At 66.2% G+C, this 15,745-nt stretch carries 10 protein-coding genes and 1 pseudogene; 5 read left to right on the top strand and 6 right to left on the bottom strand.

Annotated elements, in window-relative coordinates; genetic code table 11:
* Positions 1 to 38: 38 nt before the first annotated feature.
* Entirely contained in the window at positions 39 to 812 is a 774-nt protein-coding gene (locus tag ABLE93_RS23500) for a multiheme c-type cytochrome (protein ID WP_348842173.1), read from the bottom strand.
* On the opposite strand from ABLE93_RS23500, the pseudogene ABLE93_RS23495 reads away from it, so the two are divergent.
* Positions 799 to 2,197, top strand: a pseudogene (locus ABLE93_RS23495) (IS1380 family transposase). The gene ABLE93_RS23500 and the pseudogene ABLE93_RS23495 sit on opposite strands and share 14 nt — an antisense overlap.
* Positions 2,198 to 2,538: 341 nt before the next feature.
* Here the strand turns inward: ABLE93_RS23495 and ABLE93_RS23490 are convergent.
* From ABLE93_RS23490 to ABLE93_RS23480, 3 genes are all read right to left on the bottom strand, one after another.
* Positions 2,539 to 3,261, bottom strand: coding sequence for a sll1863 family stress response protein (locus tag ABLE93_RS23490; RefSeq protein WP_348842172.1), 723 nt, complete (start codon positions 3,259 to 3,261; stop codon positions 2,539 to 2,541).
* Positions 3,262 to 3,313: 52 nt separating this feature from the next.
* Entirely contained in the window at positions 3,314 to 3,922 is a 609-nt protein-coding gene (locus ABLE93_RS23485) for a sll1863 family stress response protein (protein ID WP_348842171.1), read from the bottom strand.
* A 90-nt stretch (positions 3,923 to 4,012) separates the two neighbouring features.
* A complete protein-coding gene (locus ABLE93_RS23480; RefSeq protein ID WP_348842170.1) occupies positions 4,013 to 4,669 on the bottom strand; it encodes a CerR family C-terminal domain-containing protein in 657 nt (218 codons plus the stop codon).
* A 120-nt stretch (positions 4,670 to 4,789) separates the two neighbouring features.
* On the opposite strand from ABLE93_RS23480, the gene ABLE93_RS23475 reads away from it, so the two are divergent.
* The 4 genes from ABLE93_RS23475 to ABLE93_RS23460 all read left to right on the top strand — a co-directional run bounded on the left by ABLE93_RS23475 (position 4,790) and on the right by ABLE93_RS23460 (position 12,805).
* Entirely contained in the window at positions 4,790 to 5,869 is a 1,080-nt protein-coding gene (locus tag ABLE93_RS23475; RefSeq protein WP_348842169.1) for an efflux RND transporter periplasmic adaptor subunit, read from the top strand.
* On the top strand, positions 5,866 to 9,189 hold the full coding sequence (locus tag ABLE93_RS23470) for an efflux RND transporter permease subunit (RefSeq protein WP_348842168.1): 3,324 nt from the start codon (positions 5,866 to 5,868) through the stop codon (positions 9,187 to 9,189). Before ABLE93_RS23475 ends, ABLE93_RS23470 begins: the two co-directional genes overlap by 4 nt.
* 87 nt (positions 9,190 to 9,276) lie before the next feature.
* Complete coding sequence (locus tag ABLE93_RS23465) at positions 9,277 to 10,332, top strand: AI-2E family transporter (RefSeq protein ID WP_348842167.1); 1,056 nt, start codon at positions 9,277 to 9,279, stop codon at positions 10,330 to 10,332.
* Between the two features lie 190 nt (positions 10,333 to 10,522).
* Positions 10,523 to 12,805 carry an FAD-dependent oxidoreductase gene (locus ABLE93_RS23460; RefSeq protein ID WP_348842166.1) on the top strand — a complete coding sequence of 761 codons (2,283 nt, stop codon included), beginning with the start codon at positions 10,523 to 10,525 and terminating at the stop codon, positions 12,803 to 12,805.
* Between the two features lie 23 nt (positions 12,806 to 12,828).
* Here ABLE93_RS23460 and ABLE93_RS23455 read toward each other — a convergent pair whose 3' ends face one another.
* Both ABLE93_RS23455 and ABLE93_RS23450 read right to left on the bottom strand, forming a co-directional pair.
* Entirely contained in the window at positions 12,829 to 13,941 is a 1,113-nt protein-coding gene (locus tag ABLE93_RS23455; protein ID WP_348842165.1) for an ABC transporter permease, read from the bottom strand.
* A gap of 2 nt (positions 13,942 to 13,943) precedes the next feature.
* A complete protein-coding gene (locus ABLE93_RS23450) occupies positions 13,944 to 15,743 on the bottom strand; it encodes an ABC transporter permease (RefSeq protein ID WP_510183076.1) in 1,800 nt (599 codons plus the stop codon).
* Between the last annotated feature and the right edge of the window lie 2 nt (positions 15,744 to 15,745).

Below are 15,745 nucleotides of genomic sequence, written 5' to 3'. Positions count from 1 at the left end.
AGGGCATGGGACGCATCAAACGCTTCAAGCGCGTCGCGCTACGCTGCGAAAAGACGGCTCGAAACTTCCGATCCATCGTCAGTTTCGCCGCAGGCCTCTGCTTGATCAAATTCGTCCACACGGCCTAAGGCCGGGCGGCCAGCTTCATTGTCGAGCTTGGCGTAGCGCCCCGGCTCGGCATGGCAGACGAGGCAGTCGACCGCAGTCTCGCTTCGGGGCGGGCCGTCGGCCATCTTCTCCCATCCATAGCCGGCATGGCAGCTCGTGCAGCGTGGCTCGTTCGAGGCGACATTGCCGCAGAACGAGTTGATCACCTCGCTCTTGCCCAGCTCCTGGCCGGTCTTCGGATTCTTGAAATGCCAGGTCCAGTGGATGGAGCCCATCACCTGCTTGGCGGCTTCTGTGTGGCAGGTGAGGCAGGCTTTCGTGACCTCCTCCCCGGACTTGAAGTCCTGCTGCAGGATCTTGAACTTGCAATGGTCCGCCGTGCCGCCGGACCGCGCACTCGATGGGTGATCGGCGCCCGCTGCCGGCGCGCCCGCGCCCTTGTCGAGGCCGGCGGGCTGCGCGATGCCGGGCGACGGCATCTTCGTTTCGGGCGTTTGGGCCCGCGCGGGCATGGCCGCGAGCGCCGCCAGCCCCGCCGCCAGAACTGTCAGCCGCCACGGGCCGACACCAGCCGTTGGCATCTTTTCCCTCCCTGCCCACCTGGCGAAAGCGGTGTTCACCCATCTTATTGGCGACGACGCTGTTCGAAGGTTGGCGAGCGTAGCATAAAGCGCTGAAACGGCGTAGGATTTGGTTGCTGACACCAAGCCTTTCCGCCTTCACCGACCTGCCACGCTCGCCAAGACAGACGATACGTTTCCCGCCGTCGCGTTTCCAGCCGTCGCGGGCAAGAAAGTCACAGCCGCGTTCGACGGCGGACGCATCTCGTCGGATGGCGGCGTCATGCTGCTCGCCATGGCGGAGCGCCGGCTCGGCGTCGCCCAGCGGCTGGCCCGCTGCTTTCCCGATCGCCGCGATCCGTCGCGCATCACTCATACGCTCGCCGATATGATCCGCGCCCGCATCTTCGCGATCGGCTGCGGCTATGAGGACGCCGACGATCTCGACTTTCTGCGCTCCGACCCGGCGTTCAAGCTCGCTTGTGGGCGCCTGCCCGAGACGGGTCGCGATCTTTGCTCGCAACCGACGCTGTCGCAGCTCGAGAACGCACCCGCCCTGCGTGACGTGATCCGCCTGACCTATGCGCTCGTCGACCAATGGATGGCCTCCTACGACAAGCCGCCGTCCTCCGTCACGCTCGACATCGACGACACCTGCGACATCACGCATGGTCATCAGCAATTGTCGCTGTTCAACACCCACTACGACGAGCGCTGTTTTTTGCCGATCCATATGTCTACGACACCGATCGCAGCCGCCCCGTCGCCGTGATCCTGCGCCCGGGCAAGACGGCGTCCGGCGTCGAGGTCAGAGCGCATCTGCGCCGGTTGGTGCGGCATATTCGCGAGCAATGGCCGGCGACCCGCATCCTGTTTCGCGGCGATGGGCATTATGCGCGGCCTGAGGCGATGGCCTGGTGCCAGGATCACGGTGTCCATTACATCTTCGGCCCTCCCGGGACCAAGCCGTTGTCCAGGAAAGTCGACGAGGCGGCGGACGCTGTCCGCGTCGAGCGCGCCCGCGACGACCAGGACGCCGCTTCGGCTACGCCGAGACGCGCCACCGCGCCAAATCCTGGGATAGGGAACGCCGCGCCATCGCGCGCATCGAGGCGACGCGGCTCGGCCTCGACATCCGTTTCGCCGTCACCAATCTTTCGCATGGCGCGCCGCAATGGCTCTACGACAGCCTCTATTGCGCGCGTGGACAGGCGGAAAACCTCATCAAGCTGCACAAAGCGCAGCTTTGCTCCGATCGAACCTCCTGCCGCTCGGCGCTCGCCAATCAGGTTCGCCTCGTCCTGCACACCGCCGCCTATTGGCTGATGCTCGGCGTTCGCGATGCGATCCCAAAGCCGCGCGATCTGGCGAAAGCCGAGTTCTCCACGCTGCGCCTGCGGCTGTTGAAAATCGCCGCTCGCGTGATCGAGACCGCGAGCCGCGTGCGCCTCGCCTTCTCCGCCGCTTGCCCCGAGGCCGATCTCTTCTGCTCCCTGCCGGCGGCGCTGCTCATGCCCTGCGGCCCTTGAACGACGGGGCGTCATGCCCCTCTCGTCGCTCCTGATCCCTCCAACCTGTTCCAAAAAGTGCGATCCCCGAAGCGGTGAAAAAGCCGAACTCCGACGCGCGGCCCGCCCCCATGCACCGCCCGACGTTCCAAAAACCCGCGCTGTCGTGAATAAGATGGGCTAAATGATCAGGACTCAAAACTTCCAGGATGGACTCTCAGAGACTTTTCGTCGGGAAAAGCAAAAAATCACAGCGCGCCGAAAGCGCCAATCACGCTCTCAATTTAGAGCGTTGAACAGCCCTGGTTGAAAGGATGTTGGGCCCGCCCGCAGAATCACGGGCGGATAATACAAGGATATCTTTATTTTGACGCGTCGTCGATCGCCTTTCGAATCGAGCGATAGGTCTCGTAAAAAAGCGTCCTGGCATCCGTGTAGCTCTTCTGCACGGCCTTCCAGGCTGTACTTGAACCTTCTTCGAGCCGTGCGAGCCTCGCCTGAGCATCATCGACCTGCGCTTTCAGCGCGGCGATGCGCGCTTCAATGGCCACGCGCTGGTCGGCCCCGACCTTTTCCGCCCGCGCCCGCAGGTCCTCGACGGATTGCAGCCAAGCCGTGCGCCGGGCATCCAATTCCGCCTGGAGCACGGCCCGGCGCGTCGCGAGGTCTGCTTTGGCGGAATCCAGGTAGGAATCGCGCGCGGATTGGAATGCCGTCCAGTTCGCATCGAGCCGTTCTTGAGCCGCGCTGACCTGCGCATCGGTCCAGGATTTCGCGTTGGCGATCGACGTGTCGGCCTGCGCTCGATAAGCGTCGCGTTGCTCGCGCAGCGTCTTGATCGCGGCATCCGCCTTGGCGCGCGCCTCGCCCGTAAGCGCTGCGGCGTTGCGCTCCAGCGCGGCGATGGTCGCATCGGCCTCCGCCAGACGATCCTGGGTCCATTGGATGGCCTGGCGGGCCGCCGAAGTCTTATCGACGTCCTGCGTCGGCGGCGCGGCGCCCTCGGCGAGGGCATGCGGCGCGGCGAACGCGAGAGCGGGAACCAGGAACGCAATCCCGGCGATGGTGGCGCGCATGTTCTTCATTGTGATCTCCGCAGCATGAGGAAGGGGTCGGAAAGCCCGGACGTCACGTGCTTCAGAGCAACTTGGCGAACGCGCCCTTGATTTTGTCGATGGTACGGTTGTGGACGGCCTTCGCCTCCGCAAGGCCGCTCTTCACAGCCTCCCAAGACGTATCTCCCGCGTCCTTGACCTCGCCGATCCTGGCCTGGAACCTCTCGGCCTCCTCGGACAGACGATTGATGGCCGCGTCCAGCTCCCCGCGCGCGGTGTCCACCGTCTCGGCGGCCTGATCGCGCAGCCTCTTCAGGGAATTGTCCCAAGCCTGGCGCTGCGCTTCGACACGCGCCGCCACGATGCCACGCGCCGTCTCCGCCTGGTCGGCGAGCGCCCCGAGGAGGGACTGGAAGGCTGTCTCGACCTCGACCCATTGGGCGTCGAAGGCGTCCTGGAGATCTTCCGCAGTGCGATCGAGAGCCTCCGCCTCGGCGCGGAGTTCATCGTAGGACTGCTGCAGGCTGGCGCGGGACGCCTCAAGACGGGCCAGCGCGGCATCGGCTTCCGCCCGGACACTACCGCTCAGATCCTTGGACCTCTTCTCCACCTCGGAGATGAGCGCGTCCAGCTCATCAAGCCGCTGCTTCGCCCATACGATGGTTTCGTGGGGGTATGATTTTTCACTCATCTGGCATCCCTTCTCGCTATAGGAATGGCACCACTTACTTATCTCACATAAAAACATATTTCTGCATCATCATTATTGATCTACATTAAATCATGCGAGAAAATTGCTTCGACACAGATCGCGGACCATGACCTCGAACTGGGCAACATGCCCGCCCTGAAAATCATCCCCGTCGATGCTGCGCAGCACGATGCCGCGCAGAAACCTGAAGCTCATGATGGCGGTCACGATCGCGCTGACGCGCAGACGGATGATCTCGTCCTCCGCCTTCGAGGCGGACATGTCGCGCGCCGCCAGAGCGAGCCGGTTTACCAACGGCTTGATGGCTTCCGTGTGGATGAGCTCGAATGCCTCATCCTTGTCGTACGTGCAACGAGCGAAGAACGACGTCCAAGAATGTGGCTCCGCGTCCTCCAGGACGATGTGCAGCAGATGGATGAGCGCGCCTTCGAAACGGCGCCTCGGGTCGGCCTCCGCGCCCCCGTCCAGCAAGGCGCCGACTTCCTCGAAGCGGCCCCGTGCATAGTCGGCGATCATCTGCGCCGCAGCGAGATAGAGCTCCTTCTTTCCTCCGAAATGGTAGGGAATAGCCGACAGGTTCGCATTCGCGGCCTTGGCCAGGACGCGCGTGCTCGCCGCCTCATATCCGACCGAGCCAATGACCTCGATCGTCGCCTCCAGGAGGTGCTCGCGTGTCTTGGCGCTGCGGGCGTCGTGCCCGCTCGGTGCTTTCGGTTTCGATGCCATTGCAATTTCCTCGTTCAATAGTTAGTTCATTCGAATGAACTTATCAAGCGGGAAGCTGCGCTCGATCGTCGCCGGCCGACCCGGATCGAAAACCCGAATGTGACTCCAAAGGAAATCGTCATGCGTGACACGGCCGCCAGGCCTCATGCCGCCTGCCTTGCGGCGCTGCTCCTGATCTTCCCGCCTGTCGCCGCCTGGGCGGCACCTGCCGCCGAACCATCCGCGGGCCTTGCCACCGTGACGGTCGTGGAAAGGGAGGTTCCCGTGACTTACAGCGTGCCCGGATCGGTGGTCTCCGATGGGCGCATCGACGTGTCGTCGCGGGTTGTCGGCTTCATCCAACAGCTCGACGTGCGCGAGGGGCAGACGGTGTCGCGTGGCGACCTCCTCGTGCGCATCGATCCTTCCGACATCCACGAAGCGATCCGGCAGGCGGAGGCCAGCGTGCGAGCCAGCCGCGAGGACCTCGACGACGCCAAGGCGGATGTCGAGAAATATTCCAAGCTCGCCGTCACGGGCGCCATCGCCGCCGAAACCTTGCGCAAGGCGAAGGTACGCGTGGATGTTGCCCAAGCACTCCTCGACAAGGCGCAGGCCGCTCTCGCCGCCGCCAATGCCCAGAAGGGCTACGCCACCATCACCAGCCCGGTAGACGGCGTGGTGGTCTCCGTCGCGCGCCGCACCGGCGAGATGGCCACCGCCGGCACCCCCCTGCTAACGGTGGAATCCCGCGAGGTCCTCCTGTTCAAAACGTTCGTCGCCGAAAGCAGGCTCACGCAGATCGATCCGAAAGCCGAGGTCAAAGTGCGGATCGACACGTTGAAGGACAAGGTATTTCCGGGACGCGTGCGTGGCATCGTGCCGTCCGGAGACGACATCACGCGGCGCTACGAGATCAACGTCATCCTGCCGTCCGATCCGGCGCTGGTACCGGGCATGTTCGGGCGCGCCGACTTCAGCCTTGGCAGCCGCAAGACACTGCTCGTGCCGCGCGCCGCCATCGTGCATCGCGGTGGGCTCGACGGAGTGTTCGTGCTCGACGGCCGCTCGGCCCGTTTCCGCTGGCTGCGCACCGGCAAGGACATCGGCGATGCCGTGGAAGTCAACGCCGGGCTCACCGCCGGCGAGGCCATCCTCATCGGGCCCACCGACGCGCTGCGCGACGGCGCGATCGTCAACCTGATCGGAGGGGCGAAATGAGCGCGCCACGCCTCAACATGGCTGGGCGCCTCGCCCAGACCTTCATCACCTCCAAGCTCACCATCGTCTTCATCATCGCCGTCGCATTGATCGGCATCGTGGCGGTGCTGAAGACCCCGCGGGAGGAGAACCCTCAGATCATCGTGCCGGCCGCCCTGATCACGGTGAGCCTGCCCGGCGCGTCGGCGGCCGAGGTGGAGCAGCTCGTTGTCCGGCCGCTCGAAGGCATCATGAGCGAGATGTCCGGCGTCGACCATGTGGAGAGCACGGCCCAGAACTCTCTCGCTATGATCCAGGTCCAGTTCAAGGTCGGCCAGCCGAAGGAAGAGTCTCTGGTGAAGCTCTACGACCGGGTCCTGGCGAGCCGTGCCCGCCTGCCGGCGGACTCGGGCACGCCCTTCGTGCGCAGCATCGACGCGGACGATGTGCCCATCGTCACCGTCACCCTCGCTTCCCCGCGCTACGACGACTACGCTTTGAAGCGGCTCGCCGAACGCATGGCGGAGCACCTGCGCAGCACGGACAATGTCTCCGTCGTTTCCGTGAAGGGTGGGCAGACGCGCGAGATCGCCATCGAGCTCGACCCGGACCGCCTGCAGGCTTTCGGCGTGACCCTGAGCCAGGCCTATGCGGCCTTCGGCGCCAGCAACCTCTCCGTGCCCCTTGCGCCCACCGTGCGCGATGGACGGGTGGAGACTATCAAGCTCTCCGCCGACTTCGCCTCGGCGGACGACGTGCTGAACCAGATCGTGGCCATTCATGATGGCCGCCCGGTCTATGTCCGCGACGTGGCAGCGGTGACCGATGGGCCGCCATCCGAAATCTCCACCATGAGCCGCTTCTCCTTCGGCCCCGGCGACCCGCGCTTTTCCGGACCGGACGCGACGAACCTGCCGGCGGTGACCATCGCCGTGGCCAAGAAGAAGGGGGCAAACGCGGTAACGGTGGCCAACGCCGTCATCGAGCGGGTGAGGCAGATGCAGGCGACGTTCGTGCCTCAGGACGTTCAGGCAGTGGTCACCCGCGACGATGGCGAGAAGGCCGACGCCGCGGTGAACCTGCTGCTCGAGCACCTCCTGATCGCCCTCGCCACGGTGGGCCTCGTGCTGATCTTCTTCCTGGGCTGGCGCGAGGCCCTGATCGTGATGGTGACGGTGCCGCTCATCCTGTCCATCACTCTTGCGGCCGACCTTCTCGGCGGCGTCACCATCAACCGCGTGACCCTGTTCGCGCTCATCCTCGCCCTCGGCCTCCTGGTGGATGCGGCCATCGTGGTGATCGAGAACATTCACCGCCACTATGGCGCAAAACGTTCCCGCGCCAGCAAGGAGCAGATGACGGTCGCGGCCACCAACGAGATCGGCAACGCCACCAATCTCGCCACCTTCGCGGTGATGCTGGTGTTCGCTTCTCTGTTCCTCGTCACCGGCATGGCGGGCGACTATTTCTATCCCATCGCCTACAACGTGCCCATCGCCATGGCGGCATCGGTGGTGGTGGCCTACATCGTCACACCCTGGGCCGCCAACCGGTGGCTCCACCGCCATGAGGTGCAGGAGGAGGACGCCAAGGCGGTGGCCGCGCACCATGGCGAGCCGGGATGGATGGAGCGCCTCTATCTTCGTCTCATCGCGCCCCTGCAGCAACGGCGCGGCGCTCGCCGCCTGTTCGCCGCGGCGGTGCTGGTCCTGATGGTCGCCTCGATGATGCAGGGGGCATGGCAGTTCATCCGCCCGTCCGGCGTCGGCGGGCCGGCCTCGGCTTTGGGCGTGCCCCTCGGCTTCCTGCCGAAGGACAACAAGAACACGTTCAACGTCGTCATCAAGGCACCGGAGACGACGCCGGTCGAGGTCACCGACCGCTTCGCGCGGGAGATTTCGGCGCGGCTCGCGAAGGAGCCGCAGGTCGCCAACACCCAGACCTGGATCGGGCAAGCGGGCGTCGAGGATTTCAACGGCCTGTTCAAGGGCACCGCGGGCCGCGTCGGCAGCAACGTCGCTGAGATCCGGGTAAACCTCACCGACAAGCACGACCGCTCGGAGAGCTCCATCGATATCGTGCGCAACTTGCGGCCCAAGGTGGATGCCCTCGCCAAAGCCTATCCCGGCACCGAGGTCTCCCTGGTGGAGGATCCGCCCGGACCACCCTTGCGCTCAACCGTCCTCGCCGAGCTCTACGGCCCGGATTCCGAGGGGCTGCGGGCGCTGTCGGGCGAGGTGCGCAAGGCCTTCGCCGAGACTTACGACGTGGTCGATCTCATCGACATCGAGCCGGAGGACGTGCGGGAGCACCGCATCGTCCCGGACAAGGAGAAGGCGGCCCTCTCCAAGGTCTCCACGGCGCAGATCGCCGAAGCCCTCTCCTTGATCCATGGCGGCAAGGTGCTGAGCCGGGCCCATCTGCCCGACGAGAAGAATCCGGTAGACGTGCGCGCCTTCGTGCCCCGTCGCTTCGAGGTGGACCCGACCCGGCTGGACCGCGTGTTCGTCGCCAATGCGGACGGCAGGCCGGTGCCGCTTTCCGAGCTGGTGAAGGTGCTCCCCGCCGAGGCGGACCGTCCCATCCATCATCGCGACAACGAGAAGGTGACCTTCGTCGGCGCCGAGCTCTCCAACTCCGTGCCCCTCAACGCGGTGCTGGATCTGCAGCGGCGCCTTTCCGGCATCACGGCGCCCGACGGGCAACGGCTCCGCACCGGCAATCTCGGGTTCATCCAGGACGTGCCCGACACCATCGGCGGCTACCAGCTCTTGTGGGGCGGAGAGATGCGCATGACCCTCGACATCTATCGCGATATGGGGGTGGCCCTGGGCGGCGCCCTGCTCATGGTCTACTTCCTGCTCGTGGCCTATTATCGGTCGTTCCTCCTTCCCATGATCGCCATGTCGTCGGTGCCGCTCGGCGTCATCGGCATCTTTCCGGGGCACTGGCTGGTGGGCGCCGATTTCTCGGCCACGTCCATGGTGGGCATCATCGCCCTGTCCGGCGTCGTGATCCGCAACTCGCTGCTGATCATCGACTTCATCCAGGATAACCTGAAGCACGGCATGCCGCTCGATGTGGCCGTGCGGCAGGCAGGGGCGGTGCGCCTGCGCCCGATCCTCCTGACCACCCTCGCCATCATCCTCGGCTCGGCGATCATGGTGAGCGACCCGGTCTTCGGCGGATTGGCGATCTCGCTGATCTTCGGAACGGTGGCGTCCACCGCGCTCACCGTGTTCGTCGTCCCGATCCTCTACGATCTCGACTCCCGCCGTCGGGAGCGGCACCTCGGGGCCGGCGACGAAATCCGACCGGCGGGAGGCGGGTCCACGCTTTGATTGCTTGGACATGCCGGGGATTGTTTGGACATGCCGGGCCGGAATAGGCGAGATAGGGAACCTGCAACCACGGAGGCAATGCCGCCCATGGCGCGGACGAAGATCCAGGAGTTCGCCTTTCTCGCCACCCTCGCCCTGGTGACGGTGGCGTTCGTCTGGCTGCTGTCGCCTTATTACGGCGCGATCCTGTGGGCGGTCATCCTCGCGATCCTGTTCGATCCGCTTCAGCGCGGGCTCGAGAGGCGGCTCGGCAGCCGGCGCAACCTCGCGGCAGCGCTCAGCGTCCTGGCCTGCATCTGCGTCGTCGTCATCCCGGGCACACTGATCCTCGCCGCCCTCGCCAACGAGGCGGCCGGCCTCTACACCCGCATCGGCACGCGGGAGTTCGATCCGGGAACCCTGTTCTCCCGGCTCCAGGGCGCGCTGCCGCCCTTCGTCTGGAAGGGGCTCGCCGCCCTCGACCTCGGCGACATGGCGCAGATCCAGGCCCGCCTCACCTCTTTCCTCCTCGAGGTGAGCCAGACCATCGCCACCAGGGCGGTCACCATCGGGCAGAACACGGCCCAGTTCGTCATCAGCCTCGGCGTGATGCTCTACCTGCTGTTCTTCCTGTTCCGCGATGGCGTGGCCCTTGCCGCCCGTATCCGCAAGGCGAGCCCCCTCGGCGAGCGGGAAACCGACCAGATGCTGGAGAAGTTCGCCTCGGTGGTGAAGGCGACGGTCAAGGGCAACGTCACCATCGCCGCCATCCAGGGCGCCATCGGCGGGCTCACCTTCTTCATGCTGGGCATCCAGCCCGCGCTCCTGTGGGGCATCCTGATGGCCGTCCTCTCGCTGCTGCCCGCCGTGGGCGCGGGGCTGGTCTGGGTACCGGCGGCCGCCTATCTCCTGCTCACCGGCGCCTATCTGAAAGGCGCCATCCTGCTCGCCATCGGCACGCTGGTGATCAGCACGGTGGACAACCTCCTGCGGCCACCTTTGGTGGGAAAGGGCACCATGCTGCCGGACTATGCCGTGCTCATCTCCACCGTGGGCGGCCTCTCGCTGATCGGCATGAACGGATTCGTCCTCGGCCCGCTGATCGTCGCTTTGTTCGTCGCCGCCTGGTCGCTCTTCTCGGATGACAAGATGCACCCCTCATGAGCTGGCGCCACATGCCGTTCAAACCGCATGCGTCCGCGCCGAAGTGTCCTAACGCCGGACAAACACCTGCGCCGGGCTCTCGCCGACCCGATCCTCTGCGCCTTCGCTTATTCGTGTGCGGGGAATAGGGTTGCGCAGATACCGCCGCGAGGGTGCGCGACCGCACGATCCCTTCTCCTGGAGCCGTTTCATGGAAGCATCGCGCGCGACAGGCGCCGTCGAGGATCCGACTGCCCATGCCGATTTCCTCCTTTTGGGCGGCGGGCTGGCGAGCGCGGTCGCCGCGGAGACGCTGCGCGCGGAAGGCGCGGCCGGCAGCATCCGCATCCTCTCCGCGGAGGACGTGCGGCCCTATCACCGGCCGCCTCTGTCCAAGCGCCTCCTGCTCGGAGCCGAGGGCGAGGAGCGCATCTTCGTCCACCCGCAGGACTTCTACGACAGGCAGAAGATCGATCTTTCCCTGCACACCGTGGTCACCGCCGTCGATGCGGTCCAGCGCACCGTCGCGACCGCGCAAAGGGAGCGGATCGGATACGGGCGGCTGCTGATCGCCACCGGCGCCGGGCCGAAGCCTCTCGCCGTCCCCGGCGCCGCGCTTCAGGGCGTCTTCACCCTTCGCCACAAGGCCGAAGCCGATGCGATCCGCTCCGCGATCCCCGGCGCGCGGCACGCGGTGGTGCTCGGCGGCAGCTTCCTCGGCATGGAGATCGCCATGTCGCTCCTGGACGCCGGCCTAAAGGTGACCATCATCGAGCAGGGGCCGGTCCTGCTGCGACATCTCGAAGCCACGGGGCTTTCGGACTATTTCCGGCGGCATGCGGAAAGCCGCGGCGCTACCGTGATCCTGGACGACCAGGCCGTTGCGCTTCACGGCGAAGGCGCGGTTCGTGAGATCCACACCGCCGCGGGGCGCCTCCTGCCCTGCGACCTCGTGGTGGTAAGCATCGGCGTCGCGCCTGCCACGGGCTTCCTCGCGGGCAGCGGAATCGCCCTCGATGACGGCTATGTGGTGGTCGATGCCATGCTGCGCACGAGCGCGCCGGGTGTCTTCGCCGCCGGCGACGTCACGACCTTCTACGATCCCGTGTTTGCGCGGCGCCGGCACATCGAGCACTGGGACAACGCCCAGAAGCAGGGCCGCCTCGCCGCGCGCAACATGCTCGGCCGAAGGCTTCGCTATGACGAGGTCTCCTACTTCTTCTGCGAGGTCGGTGACATCGGCTTCAACGTGCTCGGCGCGACCGAGGAGGCGGATTCGTGGATCGCCCGCGGCGCCCTGGACGAGGGATCGTTCGCGCTGTTCTACCTGAAGGGCGACGTGCCCCGCGCCTTGTTCTCGGTGGGCCGGCCAGCCGACGAGACCCGCGTTGCCGAGGGCCTGATCCGCTATCGCGTGGGCCTCGGCGACGTGAAGGAGCGCCTCACCGAGCCAGCCTTCGTCCTCGATCACATCTCCACGCAGACGGCGCTGATTCTCCAGGGGGGCGGCGCGCTCGGCGCGTTCGAGTGCGGGGTGGTGAAAGCGCTGGAGGAGGCCCGCATCTTCCCGGACATCGTTGCCGGAGTCTCCATCGGCGCCCTGAACGGAGCGATCATCGCCGGTCATCCGAAGCAGGCGGCCCGGGCGCTGGAAGCGTTCTGGGCCGAGCTCGCGGTGGCGACGCCCCCGATCGCGTTCCCCGACCTGCGCCACGCCATCGCGGCGGCGAAGATTCTCAGCCACGGCGTGCCGAACTTCTTCACGCCCCGCTGGGCGCTGCTCCCGCGTGGGCCACAGGACTGGCCGGCGAACTGGACCAGCTTCTACGACACCGGCCCCATGCGGGCGCTGCTGGCGAAATACGTGGATTTCGCCAGCCTCAAGGCGAGCCCCGTGCGCCTCCTGATCGGCGCCGTCAACGTCACGACCGCCACCCTCGACGTGTTCGACAGCTATGTGGACGATCTGACGCCGGACCACGTGCTGGCGAGCTGCAGCCTGCCCCCGGGCTTCGGCTGGACCATGATCGACGGCACCGCTTATTGGGACGGCGGCATCATCAGCAACTCGCCCCTCGACCTCGTGCTCGACCGCTGCGGGCCGGACGGCAAGAGGGTGTTCATCGTCGATTTGTTCTCGGGCGAGCGAGCGCTGCCGACCAACATGATGGAGGTCCTCGCCCGGCGCGACGAGATCGTCTATGCGGAACGGGTGCGCTCCGACCTGCACCACCGCGCGACGGTTGAGGGCTATCGCAAGCTCATCGATCATGTCCTCGCCCAGCTCGACCCGGCCCAGAGCGCGCGGATCAAGCGCATTCCGGCCTATATCCAGCTCATGGGCGACGGCGCGGCGACCACCATCACGCGCTTCGTGCGCGCCGGCCGCAAAGGCGAGCCGGCCTCCCGCGACTATGATTTCTCGGACATCGCCATCGAAGCCAATCAGCGGGAGGGCTATGACGTGGCGAGGAAGGTCCTCGGCCTCGCCTGACGGCCTTCAGCCCGGGGCGCCCCTCAGCGCAGGAAGGCCCGGAAGCGCCCGAGCGCGAAGAAGAACAGGACGGCGCCGATCACCGCAAGGGCCAGGAACTGTGGCCACACGACGTCGAGCCCGGCGCCGCGGAACAGGATGGCCTGAGCCAGCATCACGAAGTGCGTGTTGGGCGCGAGCATCATGATGGCCTGGATGATCTCCGGCATGCTCTCGCGCGGGGTGACGCCGCCGGACAGGACCTGGAGCGGCAGCAGCACCATCATCAGGAGCAGCCCGAACTGGGGCATGGACCCGGCGATGGTGGCGAGGAAGATGCCGAGCGAGGTGGTGGCGAAGAGCTGCAGGGCGGTGCCCAGGAGAAACAAAGCGAGGGAGCCCTGGATGGGCACCCCGAGGAAGCCCTGCACCACGACCGTCATGGAGAACGCCGTGGCGACGAGCACCACGAGCCCCATGGACCAGATCTTGCTCACCATGATCTCCGTGGGCGTGACCGGCATGACCAGCAGATGCTCGATGGTGCCGTGCTCGCGCTCGCGGATCAGGGCGGCGCCGGTGAGCACGATGGACAGCATGGTGATGGAGGAGATGGCGTTAGTGATGGCGCCGAACCAGCTCTTGTTCAGCTCGGCGTTGAACCGCGCCCGCAGCACGAGGTCCAGCGGCGAGGCGCTCTCCCCCCGCTCCCGGTCAAGGAACTCGCTCACCTCTCCCGTCACGATGGATTGCACGTAGCCGCCGCCGGTGAAGGCTTGCGACATGCGGGTGGCATCGACATTGAGCTGGATGGTGGGCGAGCGCCCGGCGAGCAGGTCGCGCTGGAAGTTGGGCGGGATGTCGAGGGCGAAGGTGTCGCGGCCCGCATCCATGCGCAGGTCCATCTCCTGCTGGGTGATCAGCTGCGGCGGGGTGAAATAGGGCGGGTAAAAGGCGGTGGTGATGCGCACGGAGACCGGCGACTGGTCCTCGTCCACGATGCCGATGGCGGCCCGGTTCAGGGTTTCCGGCATGGCCCGCGAGGCGGTGTAGATGGACACCGAGAAGGCATAGACGATGAGGAAGAGCAGCATGGGGTCGCGGGCGAGCCCGCGCAGCTCCTTGATGCCGAGCTGGATCACGTTGGCCGCGCGCATGGTCAGATCTCCTGCTTCTTCAGCAGCAGCACCCCGAGGCCGAGCAGGATCGGGATGGTAACGAGGAGCGGCACGAAGGATGCCCACAGGTCGGAGAAGTCGAGCGCCTTCGAGAAGGTCCCGCGCGAGACTGTGATGAAATAGGTGGTGGGATAGATGCGCCCGATGACGGCCCCGGCCCCCTGCAGCGAGGAGACCGGATCGGTCATTCCCGAGAACTGCACGGCGGGAATGAGCGTGATAAGGGCGGTGCCGAAGATGGCGGCGATCTGGCTGCTCATGAAGGTGGAGATGACGAGCCCCATGCCGGTGGCCACCACTACATAGAGCAGGGCGCCGAAGCTGAAGGCGGCGAAGCTGCCGGTGAACGGCACCCGGAACAGGAACACGGCCACCGCCGAGAGCATCAGGAAGTTCAGCATGGCGAGGGCCACGTAGGGCAGCTGCTTGCCCACCAGGAATTCGAGCCGCGTCACTGGCGTGACGTAGAAGTTGGTGATGGACCCCAGCTCCTTCTCCCGCACCACGCTGAGCACCGCCAGCATGGCCGGGATCATCATGAGCAGCAGCGGGATGACCGCCGGCGCCATGGCGACGAGGCTCTCCACGTTGGGGTTGTAGCGGTAGCGGATGGCGAACTGGAAGCTCCCGGCGGCGGCCTTGCCATAGAGCTCGCGCGTCTTCTGGGTCAGCCAGTTGGCATGGATCCCCTGGACATAGCCCTTCACCGTCTCGGCGCGCATGGGCATGGCGCCGTCGATCCAGGCGGCAATCTGGACGTTGCGCCCGTGGGCGAGATCCCGCGCGAAGCCGGGCGGGATCTCGATGGCGAGGCTGAGCTCGCCGTTGCGCATGCGCCGGTCGAGGTCGGCATAGTCGGTGATGGGTGGCTTCTCGATGAAATAGCGCGAGCCGGCGATCTGCAGCACGTAGTCGCGGCTCGTGGCGGTGTCGTCGCGGTCGAGCACGGCGAAGGAGAGGTTCTCCACGTCCATGTTGATGCCGTAGCCCACCACCAGCATGAGCAGGACGCTGCCGAGCACGGCGAGGGCGGCGCGGATCGGATCGCGCCTGAGCTCCAGCGCCTCGCGGCGGGTGTAGGCGAACATGCGTCGCAGGTTGAAGGCATGCCCGCCGTCGAACGCCACCTTGCCGGCCCAGTCTTCCACGCCGTCGGCCGGCGCGGGAGCCGGCGGCGGCGTGGCCGGCTTCGTGCCGATGGCATCCTCCAGATAGGCGATGAAGGCGGCTTCGAGATCCCTGGCGCCGCGCTTTGCGACGATCGCCGCCGGCGTGTCGGAGACCAGCACCTTGCCCGCATGCATGAGGGAGATGCGGTCGCACAGGGCCGCCTCGTTCATGAAGTGGGTGGAGACGAAGATGGTGACGTTGTCCTTGCGCGAGAGATCGGCGAGAATCTGCCAGAAGCCGTCGCGGGCGATGGGATCGACCCCCGAGGTGGGCTCGTCGAGGATCAGCATGTCCGGCCCGTGGATCATGGCCACCGCCAGCGACAGGCGCTGGCGGATGCCGAGCGGCAGGACGCCCGGCAGGGCGTCCATGAAGTCGGCGAGGTCGAAGCGCGCGACCATCTCGGCGATCCGCGCGGGAATGGCGTTGGGGTCGAGGCCGAACAGGCGGGCGTGCAGGTCGAGGTTCTGCGCGACGGTGAGCTCCGAATAGAGCGAGAAGGCCTGGCTCATGTAGCCCACGCGCCGGCGCACCGCCATGTCGTTGGGATCCACCTCCCTGCCGAACAGGCGCGCCGTGCCCTCGCTGGCCGCGAGCAGGCCGGTGAGCATCT

The sequence above is a fragment of the Xanthobacter pollutisoli genome (assembly GCF_040044995.1).
GTDB lineage: Bacteria > Pseudomonadota > Alphaproteobacteria > Rhizobiales > Xanthobacteraceae > Xanthobacter.
This window is presented reverse-complemented; position numbering and strand designations above follow the sequence as displayed.